Origin of the sequence: Halorientalis sp. LT38, assembly GCF_037031225.1 — an archaeon.
In the GTDB taxonomy this organism is placed as follows: Archaea; Halobacteriota; Halobacteria; order Halobacteriales; family Haloarculaceae; genus Halorientalis; species Halorientalis halophila.
In genome coordinates, this window is the sequence record NZ_JAYEZN010000001.1 from 2415223 (window position 1) to 2428857 (window position 13635).

The following is a 13635-nucleotide window of genomic DNA, read 5'->3' on the forward strand; positions in this document are numbered from 1 at the left end:
CACGGATGTCGAACGACCTACCACGGACGACCGACGACAGACGCGAACAGCGCCGGACGCGGGATCCCAGTCAGCTGATCCCGCCGTACATCGACACCTCGATCGAGGTGCTCGGACCACTGACGACGTCGGACCTGCTGCTCTACGTGCCGGCCGGCCTGGTGGCGCTCGTGGCCCTGTTCGCGCTGATGGGGGGTTCCTTCGGTGTGTTCTTCCCGGCGCTACTGGCGGCGGGCGTCCTCGTGTTCGTCGCGACGGCGGCCAAGATCACGACCGACTGGTACGCCTCGCCCCGGGGCCGGATCAAGGGATGGTTCGCGTACCTGTGGCGGTCGCGGACGCTCCCCTGGGACCACGAGGAGGCCGTCGGCCGGTCGATTCCGGGCGTCCGCGGGTTCCAGCCGGAGGGGACCGCCAAGATGGACGACGGACGCTACGTCGGCGTGGTCCGCGTGGATCCCACCAACGCCGCGCTGGGCTCGGACCGGGATATCGACGGTCTGGCCGCCCAGCTGAGTACCGTGGTCGACGAGCAGATCAAGGACTTCGACTTCAAGCTGTTCGCGACGACCGGCGACTTCGACGCCGACGAGATCGTCGGCCAGTACGAGCGCCGTGCCGCGGGCGCCGACGGCCTGGACGACGACTTCCAGGCGGCGATGTACAAGCGGGAACTGCTCGAGGACGTGGCCGACTGGTACCGCGAGACCGACGTCCCCCAGTGGGCGGCCAACGACTGGCGCTACTACGTCGTCGTGGAGGTCGCGCCGGGTGACGTCCAGTCGCCGGCCGACGTGAGCGTCTGGGACATCCTCAACCCGCTCGCGAGTGCGGACCCGGAGGCGGCCGACAAGCGCCAGTTCGCGACCCTTTTGGACCGCCTCGCGACGGTCGAGGGCGCGATCGACGGGATCACCGGCCTCCAGGCGAGCCGGATCGGCGTGCGCGAGCACATCGAACTGTTGAGCGAGTACTGGACCGGCGAGGACGCCGTCCCGAGCGAGAACCTGATCCGGGCCATCGAGGAGGAGGAACTCTCCGAGGCCCAGCAGGCGCGCATGGACGAACTGTTCGCGCCGGCGGAACTCGACGCCACCCGCGACCACGTCGAAGTGGGCGACGAGTTCTGCCGGACCTTCTGGATCGCCGAGTGGCCGGTCGAACCGCAGTCGCTGTTCCTCCGGGACCTGTTCACCCTCCGGGGTGTGGAGGTCGACGTCTGCTTCCACGTCGGCGCCGCCGACAAGCGGGCCAAGACCGCGGAACTGGAGCGGATCATCGCCGACATCGAGTCCGAGGGCCACGAGCGCCGCGAACACTCGGACGTGTCGGCGGCCGACATCGATCGGGACGTGGACGCGTACCTGACCTACCGGGAACTGCTGCGGACGACGCGGACCCAGCCGTGGGACCTCGCGGGCTACGTCACCGTCCGCGCCGACACGGAGGCGGCGCTCCGGCGCGCCGAGAGCGCCATCGAGGAGTTCGACCACGTCGAGTACGCGAAGCGGTCGGTGCTGGACGACGACGCCGAACTGGTCCGGAACACCCTCGAGTCCTCGCCGGCGGACTGTTACACGGTCGTCCCGGCGAGCCGCCAGCTGGAGGCGTTCAAGTCCTGTGCGCCGACCGGCCACGACGAGTTCACCGAGACGTCGACGATCGAGAAGACCACGTCGGTGCCGGGCGGGGCCATCGGCGCGACCTTCCCGTTCTGCGCGACCGACGTGCGCGAACCGACGGGGATGGACTGGGGGCGCAACAAGCAGAACGGGGCGATGCTCAAGGCCGACCCCTTCGAGCGCGAGAGCGCACCGCACCTCCTGACCATCGGGAAGTCACGCAGCGGGAAGACCTACGCCTCGACGAAGGCCGCCGCGCGCTGGTACCTCCAGAGCGACGACCACACGCTGATCCTCTGTGACACCCAGAGCGGCTTCGACGGCATCACGAAGCTGCTGGGCGGCGAGCACATCGTCGTCGACGGCACCCAGACGATCAACCCGCTGGACATCCAGCCCCTCCCCGACCACATCCGGGAGTCTTCGGGCGGTCGGGTCGACCCCTACCGCATGAAGATCGAGGAGGCGACGCAGTTCTTCGCCGGCATCCTCCGCTCGCAGGGGATCGACCCCGGCAACTACGTCGCCACCATCGAGGAGGGCCTCGAGGGCACGTACAACCGCGCGGGCATCTACCAGGACGACCTGGACAGTCACGCTCGCGAGAGCCCGACCATCGAGGACTTCATCGACACCCTCGGGGACATGCTGGAGAACCCGAACACGTACACCCACACCGAACACGCCGCGGAGATCGAACAGAAGGTCGAGCGTGTCAGTGACCTGCTGGACAAGCTCTCCGGGTTCAAGGAGGGCGGGAAGTACCACCACCTGGAGACCGGCGCGGGGATCATGAACCCCGACGTGGACATGGCCTACCTCGACCTCCAGCAGCTCCGGGACGCAAGCGACGCCGAGAAGTCGATCATGCTCCAGCTCATGCTCGGGCAGGTGGCCCAGAAGGCCAAACGCACACGAGGGAAGCTCGTCTTCATGATCGACGAGGCCCACGTCCTCTTCCACTCCGAGGAGATGACCAGCTGGCTCCAGAAGGCCGCCCGGGAGTGGGCGCGCTACGACGCGGCGCTGTGGTTCATCAGCCAGTCGCCCCGGGAGTTCATCCAGCAGTCCGCCGACCGGGACGTGGGCCAGGAGAACGAGCGCCGCACCATCGTCGACCAGTGTTCGACGATCCAGTTCTTCCGGACGCCCCGGGTCGATCCCGACACGCTGGCCCAGTTCGGCCTCAATCGCCAGCAGATCGACTGGATCCGCGAGGAGGCGACGCCCGGGAAGGCCGGACACGGCTACTCGGAGTCGCTGACCTACTTCGAGGACTACGAGGGCTGGTTCCCGACCTACGTCGAGGCGTCGCCGTTCGAGGACCTGGTGTACAACTACACGCCGCGGGAACACGGGGACTTCCGCGAGTACGTCCAGCGCCACTGGGGCGCGGTCGAGGACGGCATCATCGTCGACGGCGAGATCACGGTCGACCCGAGCGTCCCGCTGGTCGACTCGAAACCCGCAGACGCCGAACCGGTCACGGACGGCAAGGGCCAGGACACCGACGCGGCGTTCACGCTCGAACCGCCGGAACCGGAACCCGTGGAGCCCGACGCCGGGCCGTCCGCCGACGCCGAGTCGACGGGTGACGCGGGCGCTGCGCGGTCCGGGTCGACCGCGGCGTCCGACGGCGACGCCCGGAACCCGGACGGGGACGCGAGCATCGGGACCGAACCGGCGGCCGATCCGTTCGACCCCGGCCTGGACGAGAACCACACCGAACCGACCTCGGCGACCGATCTCGACGGGACCCCGCACTGGCTCGACGAGGACGACGAGGACGAACCGTCGGCCGACGACGTGGACCTATTCTAGGCGGATCGTCATCTCCAGCTCGAAGCTCTCGGAGCTGGTCATCGTGAACCCGACCTTCTCGTAGAGCGAGACCGCGGGGTCGTTCCAGCGCTCGACGGTGAGCCACACGCGCTCGATGCCCGCCTCCTGGGCCACCCCGAGCAGGTGTTCGAGCAGGTGAGTGCCGATGCCGGCCCCCTGGTACTCCCGGAGGACGAAGATCGCCAGTTCGTAGCTCCCGTCCTCGTCGGGGACGAGCGTCGCGTGCCCGACCGGATCCTCGTGGACGGCGACGACGTTGAGGCAGTCCTCGCCGAGCAGGACGTCGAGCCAGTCGCGGATCTGGCCCTCCCGGACCGGGGGGATGCCCTGCGCGCGGTCCTCCGGATCGAAGTCGAGATACATCTCGACCAGGGCTTCGGTGTCGGCGGCGTCACCGGACCGGAGGTCGATCGACCGGTCGTCGGCGTCGGTGACGGTCGCCGGCGGGCGTGGGAACTCGTCGGCGGATCCCTCGGGGTACTTCCGGGTCATCTGACGAGGGTCACCGTCGTTTCGGAGTTGAGGAGGACGAACTCCAGGGTCTCGTCGAACTGGATCTTCCCGAGCGGGCTGCGTTCGCCGCCGGCCAGGACGAGCCGGTCGAATCCCTCGCGCTCGGCGAGTTCGACCAGTTTGCTCCCGGGATGGCCGGAGAGCCGCCGGATCTCCGGGTCCAGCCCGGCGTCGGCCAGTCGCTCGCGAACTTCGGTCTCGACGTCCTCGGGGGTCAGGGCGATGTCTTCGCGGTCGACGACGGCCACCGTCACCTCGTCGCCGGCCTCCGCGGCCCGGTCGACGGTGTCGGCGAGCGCGGCGAAGGATCCGTCGCTTCCGCCCACGCCCAGCAGTACCTTCATGCAGGTGTCCTCGCACTCACGGGTCAAAAACCCTCAACTCCGTTCGGCCCAGTCCGACGGGGGTGACAGAGCAGTGGCAGGGCGCACTGCGGCGCGCAGGCCGTCTGACGCGCGGCCGACGGCGCCGATACGCTTTTTCACCCGGGGGCCCCAGAACCGGTATGCCCGATTCTCCCGCCGCTGACGCCGACGACGCCGTGCTGCCGGAATTCGTCGACCCGCCCGCCGACCCGTCGGGTGACGGTGCCGACGTCCCCGCCGAACCGGCCGAACCGGCCGCACCGACGGACGGCGTCGGCCCCGAGGGCCCCCAGTCCGACCCCGACGTGCCCGCCGACGTCCAGAAGTACGACCGGTTCAAGAAGATCGAGGGCGGGACCTACGACCGGGCCAACGAGTTCCTCCGCGACCGGACCTACGTCACCGCCCGCGAGTGGGCCATCGCCCGCCTCTGCGCCGACTTCCGGACCGAAACCGGCGTCGAGATGACCAAGATCGGCGAGAACCTGCCCGAACTGGTCCCCTTCATGACCGACACCTACACGCCCCAGGCGGTCAACCAGGCCCGCCACTCCTTCGAGGAGAAGGTCCGGAAAGCCGGCGCGACCTTCCTCTACGGCGCGATGTGTGACTTCTTCACCGCCGAGGAACTGGACGACGTGATGTACGAGGCCACCGAGGTCGCGAAGTTCCTGCTGGAGGTCGAGGGCGTCGAACTCTCCGTCGAGGAGGAACTGGAGGCCGAAGACCGCATCTCCGAGGTCATGCGCGACGTGCGCGAGCACTCCGCCGCGCTGCGCCACGACGAGTGCCCCCACTGCGGCGGCGACCTCGACGGCGGCGAGCACGACGGGAGTAACACGACGGCGGAAGCCGACGACTAGACCCCCACTTTTTACGTCGGGGGGTGCGCGGAGCGCACCCCCCGAAGCAAAAACTTGGGGAAAAACTGCTCCGAGCGAGCGCATGCGCTCGCTCGGAGGGTTCCCGTGAGTGACCGCAGGGAACGAACGGGAGTCCTCGAAAATCGGAGATTTTCGGGATGCCACGAGAGCGGCGGTCTCGTGAGCACTCGGAAGTCGCAGTCCGCGCAGCACCGCAGGTGCGAGCAGAACCGTCTTCCGGTGAACCGCGCGCCTCCGGCGCGCGGATGCTGGCCCGCTACCGCACCAGATAGTACGGGTCCTCCTCGATGCGCGGTTCGAGGGCCTCCCTGAGGTCCCTGGCGTTCACCGAGATGACGTTCAGCCCGTTGAGGCCGTGGTGGTCCATGACGCCCTCGGCCACCAGATCGCGCTGGAGACCCAGCCGGTCCCAGAAGTAAACGTAGTTGTTCTTGTCGTAGTTCTTCTGGGTGACCGCCTCCTCGCTCCCGTCGGCGTACCGGACGGTGCCCTCGACCTCGGTCGTCTCGCTGTAGGGCACGTCGGTCACGCGCTCGACGTAGTGCAGTTGCGTGCTGACGAGCCACTCAGTCCCGACGTTGAGGATCCGCACGTCGTCCTCTTCCAGCTGGGCGTAACAGCCGTCCGGTGAGAAGGTGTCCCGGAGGTCGCAGCCGTCGAAGCGGTAGTCGCCCTGCACCTGGACCGAGTGGAGCGGGTCGGCGGTCCGGTGGTCGGCGTCCTCGAAGAAGAGGCCCGCGAACGCACCCAGTTCCGGCTCGGAGTCCGCCCGGTGGAAGGTCCCGGTCTCGCGGAAGGACTTGGTGAACGCGGGGGTGAGGATCGAGTCGAAGTGGTCGGCCAGCGCGTCGGTGACGAACTCGTAGGGGTCGCCCTCGAAGGCGGCGTTCACGTCGCTGAGACCGACGTGGACGAAGACCTCGCTCTCGTCGTAGCCGTCCAGGATCTCCTCGAAGACGGCCTCGTCGACGGGCCCCGTCGGCTCGTCGCGCTGCATGATGGCGTAGTGTTTCGCGCTACACCAGAGCGTTTCCGGGAGGTGTCGCACCATCTCTCCGGAATCGCGACTCGCGAGGGTTAGTTATGGAGCGCCCCGTCCCGGTCCCGGCGCGGTAAGCCGTCCATAGGCGCGATCCCGCGGTCGGGAGGGTCGGCGCTACTCGTCGGAGGGATCCGGGTCTGCCGGATCGGCACCCGATTCGCCAGCGGTGTCCGTCTCGCTCCCCGGCTCGGCGTCTTCCCCCGTGGCCGTCGCCGGCGACGATCGGTCGATGGTGCGGACGTTGACGCCCACCGGATCGCCGAAGCGCTCGTTCTCTGCTCGCGGGCTTCGCCCGCTCGCTTGTTCCGAGGCGCTTCGCGCCTCGCCCTCCCCTGACTCTGCGGCCTCGATGGCAGAGTCCGGGCCGAATCGCTCGTAGACGACCTCGCCGCGGACCAGCGTGAGTTCGGGGAACACCCCCCGTTTCCCCTCGAACGGGGTCCACCCGCACTTCGAGTGGAGGTCCTCGCCGCGGATCTCCCGGCTCGCTTCGGGGTCGACGAGGACGAGGTCAGCGTCCATCCCCTCGGCGATCTCGCCCTTCGTCGGCAGGTCGAACAGGTCGGCGACGTTTTTGGCCGTGAGGTCGCGGACGCGCTCGTAGGAGATGTCGCCCTCGCGGGCCCGTTCGAGCAGGAGCGGCAGGGCGGTCTCGACGCCGGGCACGCCCGACGGGGCGTCCCAGATGCTCGCGTCTTTCTCCTCGCGGGTGTGGGGCGCGTGGTCGGTGGCGACGATGTCGACGGTGCCGTCGACGACCCGTTCCCAGACCTTGCTGCGGAGACGCTCCCGGCGCAGCGGCGGGTTCATCCGGCCCAGGGTCTCCAGGTCGCGGCTGTCCTTCCGCGAGAGGAACATGTGGTGGGGCGTCACCTCCGTCGTCATGCCGTGCTCGGCGGCGGCGTCGATGCCCTCGGGCGTCGAGGCGTGCGCGACGTGCAGGTCGGCGTCGAACCGGTCGCCAACTTCTGCGGCGGCGCGGACGGCGGCGGCCTCCGCGCGGGCGGTGCGGTAGGCGCTCCAGGCGTCGGCGTCCTCGCGCTCCTGGGCACCGGGCTCGAACTCCGTGGCGTCCTCGGCGTGGACGGTGACGACGGTGTCCTGCCGGGTCGCGGTCTTGACCGCGCTTGCAAACAGTTCCACGTCGATCCCCATCTCGCCGGTCGAGTCGGCGAGGAAGACCTCGCCGAGGGCGAACATGGGCCGCTGGAAGAGCGCGCTGGGGACCCAGTGTTCGGTGACGCCGCCGTTGATGCCGAAGTCGACGAGCGAGCCCTCGCTCGCTCTGTCCTGTTTCTCGTCGAAGGAAGCGCCGTCGATCGTCGGCGGGTCGGTGTTGGGCTGGTCGACGGCGCAGGTGACGCCGCCGGCCGCGGCCGAGCGGCTGCCGGTCTCCCAGGTCTCCTTGTGGGAAAAGCCCGGCTCGCGGAAGTGAACGTGCGCGTCGATCATCCCGGGCATGAGACGCTTGCCGCTGGCGTCGACGAACCGCTCGTCGGCGTCCTCGGGCATCGGGAGGTCCTCGCCGACGGCCGCTATCTCTTCGCCCTCGACCAGGACGTCGCGCTGTCGACCGTCCGGGAGGGTCGCGTTCCGGATGAGCATACCCACCCTCCGGGCGGGTGGGTCCTAAAACTCGCGGACGGCACACGCCGCAACCGTGGCCGGCGCCGTCACTCGCCGGCCCACTCGACCGCCGGCAGGTCGTCCACCCACTCGACGCTGCCGAGGTGGTCGCCGACGAGGGCGTCTTCTAGCCGCATGATGATCGCGACCGGATCGACCTCGCCGCCGGCCCGCTCGACGCTCCCCACGGTGTCGGGGTCGAAGGGCACGTCCAGGGCCTCGTAGACGGGGTCGAGCACCGCACCGATCTCCTCGTGGCCGTCGACGACCAGGATCCCCGCGACGAGCGCCGCGTCGCCTGTCACGCGCTGGGCGATACCGACCAGTTTGCCGCCCGCGGCCTGCAGGGAGAAATTTCCAGGACAGAACGCGTCGTCGGGTTCGCCCCGCTCGGCGTCGACGCCGATCTCCCGGAGCGCGTCCCGGACGTCGACGCGGACGGCGGCGTAGCGTTCTTCTAAATTCGCGCGCTCGTCCTCGACGGGTTCGATCCTGGCGAAGGCGATGGTGTCGCCGGTGTAGGCGACAGGCCGACCACCGACCCGGCGCTCCGTGACGGGATACCCGTGCTCCCCCGCGGCTTCGACCGCGGCCTCGTACCCGTCGGCGTTCGCGTCCCGGGGCCCGAAGGCGACCTGGCGGTGGGGTCGCCACACCCGGACCGCAGGCTCCCCGGCGGTCCCGGCGTGGTCGATCAGTAGCCGGGTGACCGCCCGGTCGGCCTCGGCGTCGTCCCCGCAGCCCCGGACTACTCGCATGAGTGAGAGAGAGGGACCGCCGAATAAGGACCTGACGGCTCGACGCGCCCGACGGGTTGAAAGCCCGTCCCGCCCGACGTTCGGGCGATGGTCGTCACGCTCGGGCCCGCACTGCTCGACCGCTACCCCCGATTCTCCCTGTACAACTCCCCCTACGCCGCCCACGACCGCGGGGCCGCCGTCGACCTCTATCCCGAGACCGGCGATCCCGACCCGGGTCGCGGCGGCGTGGCCCCGTCCCCGGTCGCGGGCGACGTGCTCGACGTCCGGACCGTCGACGCGCCGCCGAAACCGTACGCCACCGACAGCGACCACCTCGTCCTGATCGACACCGGCTCACACGTCGTCCGCGTCCTCCACGTCGACCCCGCCGTCTCGGCGGGCGATCGGGTCGAACCCGGCGACTCGCTGGGGCGACTGATCCGCTCTGGCTTCTTCGCCCCCTGGGTCGACGACCACATTCATCTCGGGTTCCGGAACCAGGGGGCGAACCACTACCGGGCGTCGGGGTCGCTCGAACTCGATCCGGGCGTCGACGTGGCCCCCGTGCCCTGGGACGGAACTGGCAGGGTCGTCGCGACGGGCGAGACCTACGCCGTCCTCGACGGCCCCGCCCACCCCGCGCCCGGCGAGTGCTTCGCCGGCCTCGCTGCCGACGTCGCCGGCACCGACCGCGTCCTCGACGGCGGGGTTCCCCACTACGACGGCGGCGGCGCCCTCGGCGCGGACGAGGAGGCCGGCACCTTCGAGGGTCCAGTCACCTTCCTCGGACGGCGGATCGGTACCGGTGGGGGCGACGGCCGCACCGTCGCCTGGGACGACGTGACAGTCCGGGCGAACGGGGACCCGATCACGGGGCTCTCGCTGTTTTGCGCCCGGGACGCGCTGGCGGTGAAACTCGTCTGTCCCGACCGGTCGTTCGCTGTCGGCGACGCGGTGTCAGTGGCCGTGGAGCCCGTGTAAGAAACTTAACACCTTCGCCAGCCGAAAGAACCGGTGGGTAAAAGATGGCCGGTGCACACCGTTTGCTCACATGGCCAACGACCTTCCGGAAGGCGCACCGGTGATGCTCCGGATGTCCGTCGAGCGGGAGAACGGCTATCTCTCCTGGCTGGGCGTCCAGATGGACGACATCGAGTTCGGCGAGGCCAGTCTCTCGATCCCTTTCGACGAGCGATTCACCGACGAGGAGGCCGATCCGCCCACGGTCCACGACGGCATCGTCACGACGCTGGTCGAACAGACCACGGAACTGGCGGTCCGGACGACGATGCCCGACCCCGTCAACGACCGGGTCGACCTACTCAGCACGACCGTCAACTTCGTCGGCGACGCCGCCCACGACCTCGAGGCGACCGCCAGCGTCGTCGAGAGCGGCGGTGGCTCCGCGGTCGCCGAGGTGACGGTGGAGAGCCGCGACACCGACGGCACGCCTGGGGCCGTCGCCACCGGGCAGGCGATCTTCCGCGTCGAGAGCTGATCAGGCGAACCCGATCTCCTCGCGCGGTTCGACCTCCCCGAACAGCCAGTCCGCGTGGTCCAGCGCGTACTCGTGGTGGGCCTCGTCGATGTAGCCGATGGCGTCCTCGATCAGCACCGGCCGGTAGTCGCGCAGGCCGGCGCTACCCGCGGTGTGGAGGACGCAGACGTTCGCGAGCGTCCCGCAGAAGAGCAGGTCGTCGATCCCGTGCGCGGAGAGCCAGCCGTCCAGTTCCGTCTCGTGGAAGGCGTCGTAGGTGTGTTTCTCGACGACGTGGTCCTCGGGGCGGACGTCCAGTTCCGCGACGAGTTCGGCCTCCCAGGACCCCTCCACGACGTGTTCCCCCCAGCGCTCGAACTCGTCGTAGTAGTGAGCGTCCTCGAACTGCTCGGGCGGGTGCACGTCCCGGGTGTAGACGATCCGGACGCCGGCCTCACGGGCGCGCTCGACCAGTTCCGTGACGGGTTCGACGACCGCTTCGCTCTCGGGCGCGTACAGGCTCCCGTCGGGATGGCAGAAGCCGTTCTGTACGTCCACCACCACCAGCGCCGTCGCGTCGGCGTCGAATGGCATGGCCGTGGCTACGGCGGGATTCGGAAAAACCGTTTCCCGAGCGACCGGTGCGCACCACTTTTGACGCCCCGGCCCCAGCCTCAGGGCATGCGAGCCGTCCACGGACTGATACTCGTCGCTCTCGTCGTGCTGGCGGGCTGTAGCGGGCTCCCGGGATCCGGCACCGACGCGCCGGGAACGACCATCGCCGAGACCGACGGCGCTGGGGATCGGACCACCGGTGACGACACGGACGGCAGTCCTGACCGATCGACGAACGCACTGGCCGACCCTGGCACGGACAGGATCGGCTGGGAAGACGGGTACTGGGCCAACGAGTCGCTGTCGGTGACGAACGCCGACGGGCTGAACGAGAGCGAACGGGCGGCCGTCGTCGCGCGGTCGATGGCCCGCGTCGAGGTCATCCGGGACCAGGAGTTCGAGTCGTCGGTTCCCGTCGAGATCATCTCCCGCGAGGAGTTCCTCGCCGAGAGCCGCCCGGACTACACCGAGTCACTGCGGACCTTCGACAACGCGAAGTTCGAGGCGCTCTTCTTCGTCGGCGAGGACCGCGACTCCATCGCGGTCCAGCGGGCGAACCGGGGCGAGAACGTCCTCGGCTACTACGACCCCCGCAACGACACGATCAAACTCGTCGCCGACGGCGGGCAACCGACCCTCGCGAGCGAGCGCACGCTGGGCCACGAACTCGTCCACGCGATGCAGGACCAGTCGCACAACCTCTCCGCGATCACCGCCGAGACGCGCGACGAGCGCAACGGCCAGACCGCCCTGATCGAGGGCGAGGCCCGGACCGTCGGGGCCGCCTACGGGAACCGCTGTGGCAGCGAGTGGGACTGCGTCAGCGCCCCCCGGTCGCCGCCCTCGGATCTCCACCTGGGCATCTACATGTTGAACTACTTCCCCTACGACGACGGCCCCGGGCTGGTCGCCGCCCTCCGCGACCAGGGCGACTGGGGCGCCGTCGACGACGCGTTCGAGGACCCGCCCGAGAGCGCGGAGCAGGTCATCTACCCCGACCGGTACACGCCGCCGCGGGACGACGTCGAGTCGGTGACGATTGCCGACGATACCTCGGACGGCTGGACGCGGGTGCGACCGGAGGCCACCTCCGCCGCCACCGAACGCGCCGACTACGGCCGAGTCGGCCAGTCGGGGCTGAGCGCCATGTTCGCCTACCCGGCGCTGGACGGGTCGGGGGAGTCGGTCCTCCCCCGGAGCGCGGTGCTGGACGCTGACCCGTCGGTCCAGTTCGAGTACGACCTCTCGGTCACGCGCGGCTGGGAGGGTGACCGGCTCCACGTCTACGAGAACGCCGACGCCGGCGCGGACGAGACCGCCTACGTCTGGCGGCTGACCTGGGACTCCCCGGCCGAGGCCGCCGAGTTCGCCGACGGCTACCGGGCGCTCCTGCGCTACAACGGGGCCAGCCGGGTCGAGGGCAACGAGAACGTCTTCCGCATCCCGGACGACCGGTCCTTCGGCGACGCCTTCGCCGTCCGGACCGACGGCGAGACGGTGACGGTCGTCAACGCCCCGACGGTCGAAGACCTGGACGCGGTCCACCAGCCGTGAACCGGCGCACGACCGGCGCCATCCTCCTGCTCGCGCTCGTCGCGCTGGCGGGCTGTAACGCCCCTATCGACGACGCCGGCCGCCCCGACCCGCTCTTCGACCGGATCGGCTGGGAGGACGGCCACTGGCACGACGATCCGGTGTCGGTCACCACCGAGGACGGCCTGAACCAGAGCGAGCGCGAGGCCGTGACCGCGCGGGCGATGGCCCGGCTCGAGCACATCCGGGGCAAGGAGTTCCGGCGGTCGGTATCGGTCGCGGTCGTCTCGCGCGAGGAGTACCGCGAACGTTACGGTGGCAGTGTGGGCGGTGGCGGTCCGGATCGCTTCACCGATCAGGTCTCCGAGGCGCTCCTTTTGGTCGGCGAGAACGAGTCGACCGCCGCCGACAGAGGTCAGGCCCTCGACGCCTCCGTCCAGGGATTCTATTCGTCGCGAACCGGCGAGGTCGTCCTCGTCAGCGACTCGCCCACGCCGACCGTCGACCGGGTGACGCTGGTCCACGAACTCGTCCACGCGCTCCAGGACCAGCGGCTCTCGCTCGGGGGTCGGACGGAAACGTCGGACGCCCGCCGCGCGCAACTGGGCGTCGTCGAGGGCGAGGCCAACTACCTCCAGTCGCAGTACGCCGAACGCTGCGGGGCCGACTGGTCCTGTATCGAACGGCCGCCTCGCCAGGGGAGCGGCGGCGGGAGCGACCCCGACTTCAACGTCGGCCTGTTCCTGACCATCTACGCGCCCTACGCCGTCGGGCCGGAGTTCGTCGAGACGGTCCGCGACCGCGGCGGCTGGCGGGCGGTCGACGCCCTCTACCGCGACTTTCCGACGAGCACCGAGCAGGTGATCCACCCCGAAACGTATCCCGGTGAGTCGCCCGAGACGGTGACCGTCGCCGACCGGTCGAGCGCCGACTGGGAGCGCTACGATCGGACCCCCGACGGCGACACGGCCGGCGAGGTTGCCATCTACGCGATGCTGTGGGCCAACGGGGCGATAAACGTGCAGGGGCCGGCGGTCTACGAGTACGACCACCGGTTCTCGGCGGGGTGGGCCGGCGACCGCGTCGTCCCCTACAGGAACGGCGACCGGGACGGCTACGTCTGGGCGACCCGGTGGGACACGGACGACGACGCCCGCGAGTTCGAGCGGGCCTACCGGGCGATCCTCTCCTCGCGGGCGAGCGAGCGACGGGGTTCGGACACCTACGTCCTCCCCGAGTCGGACCCGTTCGGCGACGCCTTCCGGGTGACCCGCGACGGCCGGGGCGTCCGGATCGTCAACGGGCCGACGGTCGGGTCGCTCGCCCGGATCGGCGGCGAAGCGTAGGTTTTTCGTTCGCCAGCGGGTAGCGATGGG

The 13635-nt window shown here is 69.8% G+C and carries 12 protein-coding genes; 6 read left to right on the forward strand and 6 right to left on the reverse strand.

The features are described 5' to 3' along the window. Window positions 1-5 precede the first annotated feature (5 nt). Window positions 6-3443: a TraC-like domain-containing protein gene (locus tag U5918_RS12445; RefSeq protein ID WP_336001676.1), complete on the forward strand. Its 3438-nt coding sequence runs from the start codon at window positions 6-8 to the stop codon at window positions 3441-3443. Here the strand turns inward: U5918_RS12445 and U5918_RS12450 are convergent. Further along, window positions 3435-3956 carry a GNAT family N-acetyltransferase gene (locus U5918_RS12450; protein WP_336001677.1) on the reverse strand — a complete coding sequence of 174 codons (522 nt, stop codon included), beginning with the start codon at window positions 3954-3956 and terminating at the stop codon, window positions 3435-3437. The two genes, U5918_RS12445 and U5918_RS12450, sit on opposite strands and share 9 nt — an antisense overlap. Continuing rightward, window positions 3953-4321: a universal stress protein gene (locus U5918_RS12455; RefSeq protein ID WP_336001678.1), complete on the reverse strand. Its 369-nt coding sequence runs from the start codon at window positions 4319-4321 to the stop codon at window positions 3953-3955. Before U5918_RS12455 ends, U5918_RS12450 begins: the two co-directional genes overlap by 4 nt. A 161-nt stretch (window positions 4322-4482) precedes the next feature. On the opposite strand from U5918_RS12455, the gene U5918_RS12460 reads away from it, so the two are divergent. Then, complete coding sequence (locus tag U5918_RS12460) at window positions 4483-5205, forward strand: DUF5806 family protein (RefSeq protein WP_336001679.1); 723 nt, start codon at window positions 4483-4485, stop codon at window positions 5203-5205. 277 nt (window positions 5206-5482) lie between these two features. On the opposite strand, the gene U5918_RS12465 is transcribed toward U5918_RS12460, so the two are convergent. From U5918_RS12465 to U5918_RS12475, 3 genes are all read right to left on the reverse strand, one after another. Continuing rightward, window positions 5483-6277: an AAC(3) family N-acetyltransferase gene (locus tag U5918_RS12465; protein WP_336001680.1), complete on the reverse strand. Its 795-nt coding sequence runs from the start codon at window positions 6275-6277 to the stop codon at window positions 5483-5485. Between the two features lie 105 nt (window positions 6278-6382). After that, entirely contained in the window at window positions 6383-7873 is a 1491-nt protein-coding gene (locus tag U5918_RS12470) for a dihydroorotase (protein ID WP_336001681.1), read from the reverse strand. Window positions 7874-7941: 68 nt separating this feature from the next. Beyond that, a complete protein-coding gene (locus U5918_RS12475; protein ID WP_336001682.1) occupies window positions 7942-8652 on the reverse strand; it encodes a lipoate--protein ligase family protein in 711 nt (236 codons plus the stop codon). A gap of 87 nt (window positions 8653-8739) precedes the next feature. Between U5918_RS12475 and U5918_RS12480 the strand changes: the two genes are divergently transcribed. Together U5918_RS12480 and U5918_RS12485 are read left to right on the forward strand one after the other, a co-directional pair. Continuing rightward, entirely contained in the window at window positions 8740-9615 is an 876-nt protein-coding gene (locus tag U5918_RS12480; RefSeq protein ID WP_336001683.1) for a DUF8155 domain-containing protein, read from the forward strand. A 70-nt stretch (window positions 9616-9685) separates the two neighbouring features. Further along, window positions 9686-10132: a PaaI family thioesterase gene (locus tag U5918_RS12485; RefSeq protein ID WP_336001684.1), complete on the forward strand. Its 447-nt coding sequence runs from the start codon at window positions 9686-9688 to the stop codon at window positions 10130-10132. Here the strand turns inward: U5918_RS12485 and U5918_RS12490 are convergent, their stop codons facing one another. Beyond that, complete coding sequence (locus U5918_RS12490) at window positions 10133-10705, reverse strand: cysteine hydrolase family protein (RefSeq protein WP_336001685.1); 573 nt, start codon at window positions 10703-10705, stop codon at window positions 10133-10135. A gap of 87 nt (window positions 10706-10792) precedes the next feature. Between U5918_RS12490 and U5918_RS12495 the strand changes: the two genes are divergently transcribed. Both U5918_RS12495 and U5918_RS12500 read left to right on the forward strand, forming a co-directional pair. Then, complete coding sequence (locus tag U5918_RS12495) at window positions 10793-12280, forward strand: Hvo_1808 family surface protein (RefSeq protein WP_336001686.1); 1488 nt, start codon at window positions 10793-10795, stop codon at window positions 12278-12280. Continuing rightward, window positions 12277-13605, forward strand: a complete 1329-nt coding sequence (locus U5918_RS12500) for an Hvo_1808 family surface protein (protein WP_336001687.1) — start codon at window positions 12277-12279, stop codon at window positions 13603-13605. Before U5918_RS12495 ends, U5918_RS12500 begins: the two co-directional genes overlap by 4 nt. The last annotated feature ends 30 nt before the right edge of the window (window positions 13606-13635 follow it).

What these genes read in the sequence shown, in the direction of transcription:
- U5918_RS12445 (WP_336001676.1), top strand. Translation starts at nt 6, where the DNA reads ATGTCGAACGACCTACCACGGACGACCGACGACAGACGCGAACAGCGC.
- U5918_RS12450 (WP_336001677.1), bottom strand. Translation starts at nt 3,956, where the DNA reads ATGACCCGGAAGTACCCCGAGGGATCCGCCGACGAGTTCCCACGCCCG.
- U5918_RS12455 (WP_336001678.1), bottom strand. Translation starts at nt 4,321, where the DNA reads ATGAAGGTACTGCTGGGCGTGGGCGGAAGCGACGGATCCTTCGCCGCG.
- U5918_RS12460 (WP_336001679.1), top strand. Translation starts at nt 4,483, where the DNA reads ATGCCCGATTCTCCCGCCGCTGACGCCGACGACGCCGTGCTGCCGGAA.
- U5918_RS12465 (WP_336001680.1), bottom strand. Translation starts at nt 6,277, where the DNA reads ATGGTGCGACACCTCCCGGAAACGCTCTGGTGTAGCGCGAAACACTAC.
- U5918_RS12470 (WP_336001681.1), bottom strand. Translation starts at nt 7,873, where the DNA reads ATGCTCATCCGGAACGCGACCCTCCCGGACGGTCGACAGCGCGACGTC.
- U5918_RS12475 (WP_336001682.1), bottom strand. Translation starts at nt 8,652, where the DNA reads ATGCGAGTAGTCCGGGGCTGCGGGGACGACGCCGAGGCCGACCGGGCG.
- U5918_RS12480 (WP_336001683.1), top strand. Translation starts at nt 8,740, where the DNA reads ATGGTCGTCACGCTCGGGCCCGCACTGCTCGACCGCTACCCCCGATTC.
- U5918_RS12485 (WP_336001684.1), top strand. Translation starts at nt 9,686, where the DNA reads ATGGCCAACGACCTTCCGGAAGGCGCACCGGTGATGCTCCGGATGTCC.
- U5918_RS12490 (WP_336001685.1), bottom strand. Translation starts at nt 10,705, where the DNA reads ATGCCATTCGACGCCGACGCGACGGCGCTGGTGGTGGTGGACGTACAG.
- U5918_RS12495 (WP_336001686.1), top strand. Translation starts at nt 10,793, where the DNA reads ATGCGAGCCGTCCACGGACTGATACTCGTCGCTCTCGTCGTGCTGGCG.